Source organism: Microbacterium sp. 2MCAF23, assembly GCF_052115565.1.
Lineage (GTDB): Bacteria > Actinomycetota > Actinomycetes > Actinomycetales > Microbacteriaceae > Microbacterium.
The window spans coordinates 24,093-37,394 of record NZ_JBFRGY010000013.1 but is presented as its reverse complement, the minus strand read 5'-3'; the positions used below and the strand labels follow the sequence as shown (position 1 = coordinate 37,394).

Here is a 13,302-nt window from a genome sequence, read left to right as displayed (position 1 = left end):
CGTCTTTCTTTGTGCTCCGGCCAGTGGCAGGAGAGGGGATCGGGCCAGCACGGGAACTCGGCAGGGCCTCCGAGCGAGTCGGCTGCCCAGCCCAGCCCGGGTCGGCTCCGAAGAGCCGACCCGGACCGGCCTGAAGGTTACTTGATGGTCGCGAGCGACTCCTGAGCCGCCTTGAGGACGGAGTCCGGGAGCGGTGCCGCACCCGCGTTCTTCGCGGCGACCTGCTGGCCGAGCGTGCTGCTGACGAAGCCGATGTAGCTCTTCACGAGCGCGGCCTGCGCCGGCGTCTTGAAGGTCGTGCACGCGATGGCGTAGGAGACCAGCGGGATCGGGTAGGTCTCCGCGGTCAGCTTCGAGTAGTCGAACTTCTTCGACAGGTCGCCCTTGACGCCGTTGGAGGCGTCGACCGCGGCGACCTCGAAGGTCTTCGAGACGGCCTCGGCGCTGAACGGAACAGCCTTGCCGTCCTGCAGGATCGAGACGCTGGGGAGCTTGCCGATCGCGGAGTGGTCCGCGTAGCCGATCGTGCCGGTGCCGGCCTCGACGGCCTGCACGACGCCCGATCCGCCCTTCTGCTTGGAGACGTCGCCCTCGACCGGCCAGTCCTTGCCCGCGGGGAAGGTCCAGACGCTCTTCTGCGTGGCGGCGAGGTAGTTGGTGAAGTTCGCCGTCGTGCCGGAGCCGTCCGAGCGCGCCACCGTGGTGATCTTACCGGCGGGGAGCGCCTTGCCGTTGTCCTTGGTGATGGCCGCGTCGGACCAGTCGGTGATCTGCAGGGCGAAGATCTTCGCGATCGTCTCGCCGCTGAGCTTGAGGTCGGTCACACCCGGGATGTTGAACGCGATGGCGACGCCGTCGAGGTAGACGGGGATGTTGATGCCGCCCTCGGTGCACAGCGCCTGCGACTGCGTGGTCTGGTCCGCGTTCAGCGGGGAGTCGGATCCGGCGAAGTCGTAGGCGCCGCTGAGGAAGTTGGTGACGCCACCGCCCGAGCCCTGCGACTTGTCGTAGTTGATGGTGACGCCCTTGACCTGGGCGTTGTAGGCGGCGGTCCATGCGGCCTGCGCGTTCGCCTGAGCGCTGGAGCCACCCGCGGTGAGGGTACCGGTCAGCGAGGCGTCGATCTTCGAGGTGATCGCGCTCGAGGTCGGCGCTGCAGAGGGGGAGTCGCTGCTCGTGCTGCTGGGCGTTGCGGAACAACCCGCCAGTGCGATCGCGGCGAGCGCGCCGGCCGCGCCGATCGTGGTGATGCGGTTGAGCTTCACGGTGTAAGTCCTTCGCTGTGTCGAGTGTGCCCGGTGCAGGGCCACGCCAGACGATAGGCGGCGTCTGTTACGCGATCAAAGATCGAAGGTAAACGGGGGGTGAACGGCGGTCGGCGCCCGTTCAGATCTTCGGCAGGTGCGTCTCGATCGAGATGATGCCGGATCCGGGGTTGGTGGCGCTCAGATGCACGACGCTGAACGCGCCGACTTCGAGTGCCGAGGCGCTGCCGAGATAGGAGCCGTGCATGGTGCCCGTGGCCAGCGCGATCTCCCGGAGGATGTCGGGCAGCACGGGGCCGTGGCTGCAGAGCACGGTGGGCTTGCCGGCGCGGACGCGCTTGCCCACCACCGTGCGCGGGTCCGATTCGCCCTCGTCCCAGGCGTCCTGGCTGAGCAGCGGCGTCTTGGTGACCTTGAGCTCGAGCGACTTCGCCAGAGGCTTGACGGTCTCGACGCAGCGCCGCGCGTCGCTGGACACGATCTTCTGCACGCCGAACGCGCGCAGCGGGCCCACAATCGCCTTCGATTGCGCATGGCCTCGCGGAGTCAGCGGCCGGGAGGCGTCGGATCCCAGCCACACGCTGCGGCTCGCCGCTTTCGCGTGCCGGAGCACGATGAGCGGGAAGGTGCGGAGAGCGCCGTCGTCGACGAGCTTGGCGAACGCGTCGAGGATCTCGACGTCGACGGGGTAGCTGAGCCGGGCGCGCGCTTTCTTGACGCTCACCCACTCGAGGGCGGCGATCTCGCGGTTCGGCACGAACACCGATGCCCGGACGGCCTCTTCCGTCGCCTCCGCGGCCCAGTAGTGCACGACCTTCTGCTTGCGGTTGGCCATCGTGTACCGGGACACGCCCACCGGAGCCCCCAGGGCGACCCGGATCCCGGTCTCCTCGAAGATCTCGCGCACAGCTGTCTCCGCGAGCATCTCGCCCGGATCCACCTTGCCCTTGGGCAGCGTCACATCGCGGTACTTGGTGCGGTGGATCAGCAGGATCCGCAGCTTGTCCTCCACGACGCGCCACACCAGGCCGCCGGCCGCGTACACGGCACGATCGGGGCGCTCGGCGACGATCGTGATGCCGGTGGTGTCCGCGGTCGCGGTCGAGGGGCCGGTGGGGCTGGGGGTCATCGCACCGCCCGTGCTCTACGACGCTTCTGGATCTGCGACATGGTCCTATCCTGCAGGTCGATGAGCGGTGCGCCAACCTCGGAGAAGGCGCGCCGGGTCCATTCGCCTTCGGCGCCCAGGTGCCACGACGACGTCTCGGGCGAGAGCGCGAGGTCGAAGAACCCGACCAGTTCCTCGATGTGCGCGGGGTCGGTGACCCGCACCAGCGCCTCCACCCGGCGGTCGAGGTTGCGGTGCATCATGTCGGCGCTGCCGATGAAGACCTGCGGATCGCCGTCGTTGTGGAACGCGAAGATGCGCGAGTGCTCGAGGTAGCGCCCGAGGATGGAGCGCACGGTGATGTTGTCGGTGATGCCGGGCAGATCCGTGCGCAGGCTGCAGATCCCGCGCACCCACACGTCCACGGGCACGCCGTCGGCGCTCGCACGGTAGAGGGCGTCGATGATCTGCTCGTCCACCATCGAGTTCACCTTGATGCGGATGTGCGCCGGCCTGCCGTCGAGGGCGTTCTGGCGCTCCTTCTCGATCTGCCGCAGCAGGCCCTTGCGCAGGTGCAGGGGCGCGACGAGCAGGCGCTTGAACTTCTTCTCGATCGCGTAGCCGCTGAGCTCGTTGAACAGCCGGGTGAGGTCCTTGCCGACCTGCGGATCGGCGGTGAACAGGCCGAAGTCCTCGTAGATCCGGCTGGTCTTCGGGTTGTAGTTGCCCGTGCCGATGTGGCTGTAGCTGCGCAGCACGCCGTCCTCCTCGCGGATGACGTTGACGAGCTTGCAGTGCGTCTTCAGGCCCACCAGGCCGTACACGACGTGCACTCCGGCCTTCTCGAGCTTGCGCGCCCAGACGATGTTGTTCGCCTCGTCGAAGCGGGCCTTGACCTCGACGAGGGCGAGCACCTGCTTGCCGGACTCGGCGGCATCGATCAGGGCCTGCACGATCGGGCTGTCGCCCGAGGTGCGGTACAGCGTCTGCTTGATGGCGAGCACGTGCGGATCGCGGGCGGCCTGCTCGAGGAACGCCACGACGCTCGTCGTGAAGGACTCGTAGGGGTGGTGCACGAGCACATCGGCCTTGCGGATCGCCTTGAAGATGTCGATGCGCTCGTTCGCGCCCGGCTTGAACGCCAGCGCGGTCGTGGGAACGTGCGGCGTGTATCGCAGGTCGGGGCGGTCGATCCGGCCGAGCCCGAACAGACCGCGCAGGTCGAGCGGCCCGGGGAGGCGATAGACCCCCTGGTCGGTGATGTCGAGCTCGCTCAGCAGCAGGTCGAGCGTCACATCGTCCATGTCGTCGGTGATCTCGAGGCGGATCGGCGGACCGAAGCGCCGGCGCAGCAGCTCGGCCTCGAGGGCCTGGATGAGGTTCTCCGACTCGTCCTCCTCGATCTCCACGTCCTCATTGCGGGTGAGCCGGAACGCGTGGTGGTCGAGCACCTCCATCCCGGGGAAGAGATCGTCGAGGTGGTTGGCGATGAGCTCCTCGAGCCGGATGAAGCGCATCGGGCCGTTCTCGGAGGGAACCTCGACGAAGCGCGGCAGCATGGGCGGCACCTTCAGACGCGCGAACTCCTGCCGGCCGGTGCGAGCGTTGCGGATCCGGATCGCGAGATTGAGTGAGAGGCCCGAGATGTACGGGAACGGGTGTGCGGGGTCCACCGCGAGCGGCATCAGCACGGGGAAGACGTTGGCCTGGAAGTAGTCCGTCAGCTCGGCCTTGGCCTCGCCGTCGAGGTCGTCCCAGTCCACGATGGTGATGCCTTCGGCGGCTAGTGCGGGGCGGACCAGCCCGGTCCACGCGACGGCATGGCGCAGCTGCAGCTTGTGCGCTTCGGCCGAGATGTCGGCCAGCACGTCGGCGGGGGCGCGGCCGACGTTGGTGGGCACGGCGAGGCCGGTGACGATGCGGCGCTTGAGGCCGGCGACGCGCACCATGAAGAACTCGTCCAGGTTGCTCGCGAAGATCGCGAGGAAGTTGGCTCGCTCGAGCACAGGCAGGGTCTCGTCCTCGGCGAGTTCGAGCACGCGCTGGTTGAATGCGAGCCAGCTCAGCTCGCGGTCGAGGTACCGGTCCTCCGGGAGGAGTGAGTCGTCCGGCGCGACGAGTTCGTCGAAGTCGTCATCCTCGGCGTCGCCGAGTCCGGAGTCTGCCAGTGCGGGATCGATCATGCGCCCCATCATTGCAGGAGGACGTTGCCTGCAGGTGAACAGGATCGGGATCCGAATTCGTCATCCGCTCCCGCGGGCGGATCCGGCCTGGGCGGGGACCTGCTCAGCGGGTGCCGGGGGAGACGGGGCGGGTCTCGTCCTCATCGACGTTGAAGCGATAGCCGACGTTGCGCACGGTGCCGATGATGTGCTCCTGGTCGCCGAGCTTGGCGCGCAGCCGCCGCACGTGCACGTCGACCGTGCGGGTGCCGCCGAAGTAGTCGTAGCCCCATACCTCGCTGAGCAGCTGCTCGCGCGTGAACACCCGCGAGGGGTGCGTGGCGAGGAAGTGTAGCAGCTGGAACTCCTTGTATGTGAGATCCAGCGGGGTGCCGCGGAGCTTGGCGGAATAGGACTGCTCGTCGATCGTCAGGCCCGAGGTCTGCACCTTGACGGGCTCCGTCGCCGGTGCCTCCCGGGACAGGGCGAGACGGATGCGGGCGTCGATCTCGGCCGGGCCCGCACCGGTGAGCAGCACGTCGTCGATGCGCCATTCGCCGTTCACGGCGGTCATCCCGCCCTCCGTCACCACCAGCAGCAACGGCCCGCGCAGACCCGTGGTGCGGATCAGCGTGCACAGGGATTTCGCGGCGACCAGGTCGGTGCGCGCGTCCACGATCACGGCGTCGGCATCGGGCGCGGTCACCAGCTCGGCGGGCTGCGCCGGGATCACCCGGACACGATGGCCGAGCAGCTCGAGGGCGGGCAGAACCGGCCCCGCAGCGGGAGACGATGTCAGCACCAGCAGTTGCGCCACGCAGATCCTTTCCTGGTGACACCTTACTCAGGACTGCGAGCATCGCCGGGATAGGTGACAATGGGCCCATGGCCGATCCCGTCCTCGCTCCGCGCAGCCCCTTCGTCGGGCTCGTCGTCACCTGGGCCGCGGCCGCCGCGGGCGCGATCCTGATCGGGCTGCTCGCGCCCGACGCTCTGCTGATGACCTGGTACGTGATCGGGTTCGGCGTCTGCGTGCTGCTGTCGTTCGCCGTGCAGCTGTTCCGCGGTGAGACGCGGGGATTCATCCTTCGCGTCTCGGCCGGGAGTCTCGGTGCGCTGCTCGTGATGGGGATCGTGTCGGCGGGCTTCGGCATCGCCGCTCTGTTCGGCAGCTGACAGCGTGCCGTGTCGGCGCCGCCCGGCGCTGCGGGGGCCGCGGACGGCATAGAGTAGAGGCATGGACATCGTCGCGCTCGAACTCTTCTTCGTCGGCCTCCTGGTCCTCGCGGGTCTCGCGATCGCCTTCTGCGCAGGGGCCGTCCTGGTCAACCTGTTCCGCGGCCAGCGCTGATCAGCGCCCGCCCCGCGACATCTCCTGAGAGAAGGCTGCTCGTGCTCGATCTCCCCTCCGACCTGCCCGCCGACATCGTGCCGCTCTCGTGGCTGCTCGGAGTATGGGAAGGCACCGGCGTCATCGACTACGAAGTCCCCGGACCTGACGGCGACGACGACGCACACCGCTACCGCGGCGAGTTCGCACATCGCATGAGCTTCAGCCACGACGGCGGACCATTCCTGAACTACGCGGCTACCGCGACCTTCACGCCGGAGGACGGCGAACCGGTGGCGCTCGTGGCCGAGTCGGGATACTGGCGCCTGACGCGGCCGGCCGACGCGCACGACCCGGGTCCTGCGCTGCTGCCGCCCCGCGAGGTGCGCACCGCGCAGCGCACGGTGGATGACGTCGAGGCGCTGCGCCTGCCGGAGGGCGGCTTCGCGATCGAGGCGTCCATCGTGCACTCGGACGGCATGCTCGAGCTGTACCTCGGCCGCATCGACGGTCCCCGCATCGACATCGCCACCGACGCGATCGTGCGCGCCGAAGGCGCGAAGGAGTACGGCGCCGCCTCGCGCATGTACGGCCTGGTCGACGGTCACCTGCTGTGGGCGTGGGACATCGCCGCGCTCGGCGCCGGGCTGCGCTCGCACGCATCCGCCCGTCTTGCGAAGGTCTGATCGTGGCAGGCTTCCCCTCTCTGCCCGGCGTGATCGCGGACGGCGATATCGCGCAGCACTTCGGAGATCCGATCCGCGAGCAGCGCGCGCTGGAGCGCGGTGACGCGCTCGCACCGCTCGGCGATCGGACTGTCATCGAGCTGACCGGATCCGAACGGCTCACCTGGCTCGACTCGATCACTTCGCAGTCGGTCGCGCGTCTTCGGGCGGGGGAGAGCACCGAGCTGCTCGTGCTGGATCCGCAGGGACGGGTCGAGCATGTGGCCGCGGTCTTTGATGACGGCTCCGCGACGTGGCTCATCGCCGATGCCGCCGACGCCGACGCTCTCGCCACCTGGCTGCAGCGCATGGTGTTCCGCGCCGACGTGAAGGTCGCCGTGCGTCCGGATCTGCTCGTCGTCGGGTTCTTCGCCGGCTCCGGGGCCCAGCAGCGCGCCGAGCGCGTTGCGATCGCCCCGCACGGTGCCGCCGTGGTCTGGACCGATCCGTGGCCGACTGTGCAGCCCGGCGGACACCAGTACCACGTCGGCGAGCACCCCGGCTCCGGCTATCTCTGGCGCACTGCGGTGATCGATGAGTCCGGTGCCGGCGCGCTCGCCGCGGACGCGGAGGTCGTCTGGGCCGGTGCGCTCGCCGCGGAGGCCCTGCGCATCGCCGCCTGGCGTCCCCGCTGGGCCGCCGAGGTCGACGAGCGCTCCCTCCCGCACGAGACCGACTGGATCCGCAGCGCCGTGCATCTGAACAAGGGCTGCTACCGGGGTCAGGAGACCGTGGCGAAGGTGCACAACCTCGGTCACCCGCCGCGGAGGATCGCGGCCCTGCACCTGGACGGCAGCGAGAGCCTTCTGCCCGCCGCGGGTGCTCCCGTCCTGGCACGCGGTGCCGACGGCTCCGGCGAGGATGAGGTCGGGCACATCACCTCTGCTGCGCGGCACCACGAACTCGGGCCGATCGCCCTGGCGATCCTCTCGCGCCGCGCACCGGTGGGCGATCTCGTGGTCCGCACGCCGGACGGTGACATCGCTGCCGCGCAGGAGATCATCGTCCCCGCCGATGCCGGTGCGACGGCCGACGTACCCCGGCTGACGCGACTGTCGCGCCGCCCGTCCGCGCCGGATCCGCGCGACGCGCCCTGATCCGGTGCCTCCGGTGGGCGCGGAGTCGGAGAGCACGGAGGACGGCGCTGCTCCGAGCGGGGAGCGCGGCGCGCCTGGGCCCTTGCGCATCCTGCTGATCGACAACTACGACTCCTTCACGTACAACCTCGTGCACCAGATCGCGGCGGTCGCGGGGCAGGCCCCGGTCGTCGTGCACAACGACTGGGCCGACTGGGAACCGTCCGTCCTCGATCAGTACGACGCCATCGTGCTCTCGCCCGGGCCGGGGGATCCTCGGGTGCCGGAGGACTTCGGGATCTGCGCCGACGCGATCCGGATCGCGGCCGAGCGGCGCATCCCGCTGCTCGGCGTCTGCCTCGGGCATCAGGGCATCGGACACGCCTTCGGCGCCAGGGTGCGACGCGCGCCGGAACCGCGGCACGGGCGGCCCTCGCCGGTCGCGCACGACGGCACGGGACCCTTCCACGGGCTCCCGTCGCCGGTCGAAGTGGTGCGCTACCACTCGCTCATGATCGACGAGGTGCCCGACGAGCTCGTGGTCACCGCTCGCGCGGACGACGACGGCGTGGTCATGGGCGTGCGGCATCGCGAGCTGCCGCTGTGGGGCGTCCAGTTCCACCCCGAGTCGATCGGCACGCACGACGGCACCCGCATGGTGGCGAACTTCGTCGCGTTCGCACGGGCGACTCTCGCGGAACGGCTGCCCGCGCCCGGGGCGGATGCGGTGCGGGGCGACACCGGTGCGACCGCTCTCGCCGATGTGGCGGCCCGCCCGCACGAGAGGGAGCAGGAACGACTACACGGGACGGAGCGCGAGCGCCCGATCGCCACGGAGCAGGTGCGTCCTGCGCCCCGACCCGTGCTCCGTCGCACCCTGCCCTTGCGCATAGGCACGGCGGCGCTCTTCACCGGGCTCTTCGGCGACGCGGCGCAGGCGGTCTGGCTCGACGGCGGCCGCGACGGCGACGACCGCGCCCGGTACTCCATCCTGGGCGGCGGGGACGACCTGCCGACGGTGCTCGCCGACGTGCACGCAGGCATCGTGACCGTGCGCGACGGCGAGACCGAGAACGCGATCCGCTCGGGCTTCTTCGACTGGCTCGACGCCGAGCTCGGGGGCACCGTCACGGCGGGAGCCGATCTGCCGTTCGCCCTGGGCTGGGTCGGTGCGCTCGGCTACGAGCTGCGCGCCGAATGCGGATCCCCGCACCGGCATCGTGCTGCGACGCCCGACGCCGCCATGGTCCGACTCGATCGTGCCGTCGTCGTGGATCACCGCGAGGGGCTGATCCACCTGCTCGCCCTCGACGACGAGGCCTGGCTCACCCGGACGGCGGAGCGGATCGCGGAGATCGAGACGGCATCGTCCGACAATGATGACGACGTCACCGGACCGGATCCGGATCCGTCTGCCGCGCCGCTCCTACTCGCCGCGCGGCACTCCCGCACCGAGTACCTGCGGCTCATCGCCGAGGCGCAGGAGCAGATCTCGGCGGGGGAGACCTACGAGGCGTGTCTGACCAACCTGTTGCATGCGGACGTCCGCATCGATGCGCTCCCCGCCTATCTCGCACTGCGCGCGGAGAACCCGGCCCCGTTCGGCGCGTTCCTGCGCATCGGCGGGGTGAGCGTGCTGAGCACCTCACCCGAGCGGTTCCTGCGGATCACGACGGACGGCTCGGTCGAGTCCCGTCCGATCAAGGGCACCCGACCGCGCGGTGCGGACGCGGACGAGGACGAGCGGATCCGCGCGGAACTGGCCGCGTCGGAGAAGGATCGCGCCGAGAACCTGATGATCGTGGACCTCGTCCGCCACGATCTCGGACGCACGGCGGAACTCGGATCCGTGCGCGTGGACGGCCTGTTCCGCGTGGAGAGCTACGCCACCGTGCATCAGCTCGTCTCGACGGTGCGCTCCCGTCTCGCGGACACGCCCGTCGCATGCGTGCGTGCCGCCTTCCCGCCCGGCTCCATGACGGGCGCGCCGAAGCGGCGCACCATGGCGATCCTGGACGGGCTCGAGGGCGGCCCGCGCGGGCTGTACAGTGGCGCGCTCGGGTACTTCTCCTTCGACGGCGCCGTGGATCTCAGCGTCATCATCCGCACCCTCGTCGTGCACGACGGGGGCATCGACTACGGCGTCGGCGGCGCGATCGTCTCGCTGTCGGATCCCGACGACGAGTACGCCGAGACCGTGGTCAAGGCACGTCCGCTGCTGCGGCTCACCAGCGCGAAATTTCCCGAGGAGTGAGTGCGCCGCTGAGAGTCACCCAGCGCTCCGAGCGCAGCGGGGGAGACGGGCGGCGCCCTGAGCCCGGGGCGCGACGCACAGCGACGGGCGCACCGCAACCCTCTGTCGCCGCGGGATCACGTGACCTACTCTGCGGGAATGGGCACGGGTGAGGACGCGTCCGACCGGGCGAGGGACGCGGCGCGGATGACGCAGGGTTCGTCGGCGCTCCGGCGGGTCGCCCGGATCGGATTCGTGGTGCTCGGCGTCCTCCACATCCTGATCGGCGCGGCCGCGATCTCCATCGGGGTCGGCGGCGGCGGGAAGGCCGACCAGGGCGGGGCGATGGAGCAGTTGCGGCACAGCGCGATCGGCGGCCTGGTGCTCGTCGTCGTGGCCACGGCCCTCGCCGCACTCGCCGTGTGGCGGATCGCGGACGCGATGCTCGCGAGCGCCGCGGAGGACGCGACGAAGTGGGGACGGCGGCTCAAGAATCTCGGCATCGCGGCGGTCTACCTCGTGCTCGCAGGGATCGCGGTCGTGTACGCGGCCGGCGGGCGCGCGGATCCCTCCCAGAGCTCGCAGACGCTGAGCGCCCGGATCCTCTCGGCTCCCGGCGGCGAGATCCTGCTCGTGGTGATCGGTCTCACGGTCGTCGCGGTCGGCGGCGGGTTCGTGGTGAGCGCCATCACCCGCTCGTTCACGAAGGAGCTGCGCATGCCACCCGGAACGAGAAGGGCGGGGATCGAGCTGTTCGGCGTGGTCGGCTACCTTGCGAAGGGCGTCGCCGTGGCGTTGACGGGGGTGCTGTTCGTGATCGCGTCGGTCACGGAGGATCCGCACAAGGCGGCAGGGTTCGACGCCGCGCTGCGCGGGATCACCGCTCTGCCTTGCGGCCCCGCGCTGCTCTGCGCCGTGGGGGCGGGTCTGGTCGCGTACGGGGTCTTCTGCATCGCACGCGCGCGATACGAGCGGATGTGAGTTCGCGGCGGGCGCGGCTCAGCTCGGAGCGACCGCGTTCCACGGCACGGTGAGCTCACCGAGGCGCCAGCGGGCTCGCGTGCCGAGGACCGGGTATCCCGCGGCGCGGAGGGCGGACACCGCGGCGAGGAAGCGCTGAGTCGCCCCGAACGTGGACAAGGGTGCCGCACGTTCCCACTCGCGGTCCAGGTCCGTGAGCAGGGTGTGTATCCGCTCGCCCGGTACGTTGTGGTGGATGAGCGCCTTGGGCAGGCGCTCGGCGACGATCGACGGTCGTTCCAGATCCGCGAGCCGGAGCGACAGCGTGAAGCGCTGCGGGATGCCGTCCTGATCCACGTCGATGAAGCTCGCGATGCGGCCGATCTCGTCGCAGGTGCCCTCCACGAGCAGCCCTCCCGGTGCAAGGCGCGACGCCATCCGCGCCCAGGCGTCGGGCACGTCGGCCTCGTCGTACTGCCGCAGCACGTTCATGGCGCGGATCACCGCGGGCCTGCGCCCCGACGGCAGCGGCACCTCGAACCCGCCCCGTGCGAACGACACCGGCAGGTCGGCGGCGAAGTGACCCGCACCGTGGCGGAGCTCAGCGAGCTGGGCCTGCGCCGTCGCCACGCGCTCGGGGTCCAGTTCGAGCCCGAGCACCTCGGCGTCCGGGCGCACTCGGAGGAGGCGCGTGGCGAGCTCGAACGCGGTGACGCCACTGGCGCCGAAGCCCAGGTCGACGACGAGCGGATCCGCTGCCCGGCGGAACGCGAGTGAGGCGGCGATCCAGCGGTCGTTGCGCCGCAGCCGGTTGGTGCCGGTGGTGCCCCGGGTGGGCCTGCCGAGCGGAGAGGACGCCATGTGACCATCCTGCCCGGTCCCGTCGTCCTAGGCTTGTCGCTGTGGTGACGATCGAGGTCGGGTTCCCCGGGACGGCGGAGGCGGACGGGATCGTGCGCACCTATCTGACGACGTGGTCTCGCGTTATCACGGCAGGCCCGCCACGGACGGCGAACGCGACACGGCCCTGGCCGACGAGCCGTACGACGACCTCCAGGGCGATACCGGGATCCTGCTTCTGGCCCGGGACGGGGATGCCGTCGTCGCCTGCGCCGGGGCGCGCTTCGTGGAGGGCGACCTCGAGCTCACCAAGGTCTTCACGATGCCGGCCGCGCGGGGGCAGGGGATCGGACGCCGGCTGATCCTGGCGCTCGAGGAGGTCGCTCGTGATCGGGGCGCTCGCGCACTGCGGCTGGACACCCGTTCCGATCTCGTGGAGGCGTGCGCGATGTACGAGGGTCTCGGCTTCCGCTCGGTGGAGGCGTTCGACTCCGGGCCGTACGCCGACCGCTGGTACCGGAAAGACCTGAACCCGACGGTCCACACGCTGCCGACGGGTCCGTAGCCCCTCGTGCCGGTCAGCGCGGCCCGCCGCCCATCGAGCCGGCGGTCGGAGCCGTTCGGGTGTCGACGCGTACGGTGAGCGTCGCTGTGTAGCCCTTCGCGCTGTCGCCGGTCATCGCCGCGATCTGCAGGGCACCGCCGTCGTCGCCGAACACGTTGTCGGCGGAGAGCGACGTCTGCGCCAGGTTCGCCGTCGACCCGTCGTAGCCTGCCGTCGCGTACACCGCCTCGCACGCCGACTGCGGCAGCGCGATCTGCGAGGTGGCGATGGCGTTCGCGGAGTCCGTGACGTCGGCGGCGCTCGGATACACCTCGAAATGGATGTGCGGCCATCGCCCCGAGTAGCAGCCGGGGAAGACCGACGTGAACGACACCCGTCCGTCCGCGTCGGCGACCTGCACCCCGCGCAGGTAGGTCTCGTCCTCGATGCCCGACGAGTACATCGAGTATCCGCCGGAGGCGTCGCAGTGCCAGGCATAGACGGCGACTCCCGCGAACGGCGCGTCGCCGGATGCCTCGTCGAGGACGTTCAGGGAGAACGTCAAGGGCACGCCGGTTGCGGTGGTGCCGCTGCCGATCGAGGAGCGGATGTCCTGGCGCACGATGCCCGACTCGGCCAGGGCGTCCGGGCCGTTGGAACCATCGCCGGGATACGGCCCCGCTGTCTCGTCGGGGATCTCCGCGGCGGGCACCGCGGTGGTCGCCGACGTCGCGGAAGGGCTCGGCGTGCTGGTGACGGTGGGCATCGCCGTCGCGGCGGCAGTGCTCGCGGCGTTCGAAGCCATCGGTGCGCACGCGGCGAGCACCGCGCCGCCCGCACCCAGCCCGACGAGGCTCAGAACCACACGGCGGGACATCAGGGTGCGGATGTCGAACGGCGCCCCCTGATCGACGACCTCCTCGTCGGGGCGGTCGAGCAGACGGCCCTCATACGCGGGACCGTGCGGAGTGCGGGTCGGGTCGGGGAAGGTGCTCATGTCCGGATCCTCTCGTGGCTGACAGGAGGATTCTCTCGAGCCCGTCGAACCACGACCTTTGC

The 13,302-nt window shown here is 70.4% G+C and carries 12 protein-coding genes; 6 read left to right on the top strand and 6 right to left on the bottom strand.

From position 1 onward, the window contains the following. Positions 1–137: 137 nt before the first annotated feature. The 4 genes from AB4078_RS14145 to AB4078_RS14130 all read right to left on the bottom strand — a co-directional run bounded on the left by AB4078_RS14145 (position 138) and on the right by AB4078_RS14130 (position 5,352). Positions 138–1,265: a phosphate ABC transporter substrate-binding protein PstS gene (locus AB4078_RS14145; protein WP_440733773.1), complete on the bottom strand. Its 1,128-nt coding sequence runs from the start codon at positions 1,263–1,265 to the stop codon at positions 138–140. A 121-nt stretch (positions 1,266–1,386) separates the two neighbouring features. Beyond that, positions 1,387–2,394: an NUDIX hydrolase gene (locus tag AB4078_RS14140; protein WP_440733772.1), complete on the bottom strand. Its 1,008-nt coding sequence runs from the start codon at positions 2,392–2,394 to the stop codon at positions 1,387–1,389. Beyond that, the gene (locus AB4078_RS14135; RefSeq protein WP_441977660.1) at positions 2,391–4,556 is read right to left on the bottom strand and encodes an RNA degradosome polyphosphate kinase; all 2,166 of its coding nucleotides are present in this window, start codon (positions 4,554–4,556) and stop codon (positions 2,391–2,393) included. Before AB4078_RS14135 ends, AB4078_RS14140 begins: the two co-directional genes overlap by 4 nt. A 103-nt stretch (positions 4,557–4,659) precedes the next feature. Then, on the bottom strand, positions 4,660–5,352 hold the full coding sequence (locus AB4078_RS14130) for a winged helix-turn-helix transcriptional regulator (RefSeq protein WP_440733770.1): 693 nt from the start codon (positions 5,350–5,352) through the stop codon (positions 4,660–4,662). A 68-nt stretch (positions 5,353–5,420) separates the two neighbouring features. Here AB4078_RS14130 and AB4078_RS14125 point away from each other — a divergent pair, with 68 nt between their 5' ends. From AB4078_RS14125 to AB4078_RS14105, 5 genes are all read left to right on the top strand, one after another. After that, the gene (locus tag AB4078_RS14125; RefSeq protein WP_441977659.1) at positions 5,421–5,711 is read left to right on the top strand and encodes a hypothetical protein; all 291 of its coding nucleotides are present in this window, start codon (positions 5,421–5,423) and stop codon (positions 5,709–5,711) included. 216 nt (positions 5,712–5,927) lie between these two features. Continuing rightward, entirely contained in the window at positions 5,928–6,551 is a 624-nt protein-coding gene (locus AB4078_RS14120) for an FABP family protein (protein WP_441977658.1), read from the top strand. A gap of 2 nt (positions 6,552–6,553) precedes the next feature. Continuing rightward, complete coding sequence (gene ygfZ / locus AB4078_RS14115; protein WP_440733767.1) at positions 6,554–7,687, top strand: CAF17-like 4Fe-4S cluster assembly/insertion protein YgfZ; 1,134 nt, start codon at positions 6,554–6,556, stop codon at positions 7,685–7,687. Between the two features lie 82 nt (positions 7,688–7,769). After that, positions 7,770–9,920 (top strand): aminodeoxychorismate synthase component I, encoded by a 2,151-nt coding sequence (gene pabB, locus AB4078_RS14110; RefSeq protein ID WP_441977657.1) that lies wholly within the window; start codon positions 7,770–7,772, stop codon positions 9,918–9,920. Positions 9,921–10,058: 138 nt separating this feature from the next. Next, positions 10,059–10,880, top strand: a complete 822-nt coding sequence (locus tag AB4078_RS14105; protein ID WP_441977656.1) for a DUF1206 domain-containing protein — start codon at positions 10,059–10,061, stop codon at positions 10,878–10,880. An 18-nt stretch (positions 10,881–10,898) separates the two neighbouring features. Here the strand turns inward: AB4078_RS14105 and AB4078_RS14100 are convergent, their stop codons facing one another. Continuing rightward, entirely contained in the window at positions 10,899–11,720 is an 822-nt protein-coding gene (locus AB4078_RS14100) for a class I SAM-dependent methyltransferase (RefSeq protein WP_440733764.1), read from the bottom strand. A 112-nt stretch (positions 11,721–11,832) separates the two neighbouring features. Between AB4078_RS14100 and AB4078_RS14095 the strand changes: the two genes are divergently transcribed. Then, on the top strand, positions 11,833–12,264 hold the full coding sequence (locus AB4078_RS14095; RefSeq protein ID WP_441977655.1) for a GNAT family N-acetyltransferase: 432 nt from the start codon (positions 11,833–11,835) through the stop codon (positions 12,262–12,264). Between the two features lie 13 nt (positions 12,265–12,277). Here the strand turns inward: AB4078_RS14095 and AB4078_RS14090 are convergent, their stop codons facing one another. Further along, positions 12,278–13,240: an intradiol ring-cleavage dioxygenase gene (locus AB4078_RS14090; RefSeq protein WP_441977654.1), complete on the bottom strand. Its 963-nt coding sequence runs from the start codon at positions 13,238–13,240 to the stop codon at positions 12,278–12,280. Between the last annotated feature and the right edge of the window lie 62 nt (positions 13,241–13,302).

Bases quoted from the DNA above. Each gene is read 5' to 3' on its own strand.
- AB4078_RS14140 (WP_440733772.1), bottom strand. From the start codon at position 2,394: ATGACCCCCAGCCCCACCGGCCCCTCGACCGCGACCGCGGACACCACC.
- AB4078_RS14135 (WP_441977660.1), bottom strand. From the start codon at position 4,556: ATGATCGATCCCGCACTGGCAGACTCCGGACTCGGCGACGCCGAGGAT.
- AB4078_RS14125 (WP_441977659.1), top strand. From the start codon at position 5,421: ATGGCCGATCCCGTCCTCGCTCCGCGCAGCCCCTTCGTCGGGCTCGTC.
- AB4078_RS14105 (WP_441977656.1), top strand. From the start codon at position 10,059: ATGGGCACGGGTGAGGACGCGTCCGACCGGGCGAGGGACGCGGCGCGG.
- AB4078_RS14100 (WP_440733764.1), bottom strand. From the start codon at position 11,720: ATGGCGTCCTCTCCGCTCGGCAGGCCCACCCGGGGCACCACCGGCACC.
- AB4078_RS14090 (WP_441977654.1), bottom strand. From the start codon at position 13,240: ATGAGCACCTTCCCCGACCCGACCCGCACTCCGCACGGTCCCGCGTAT.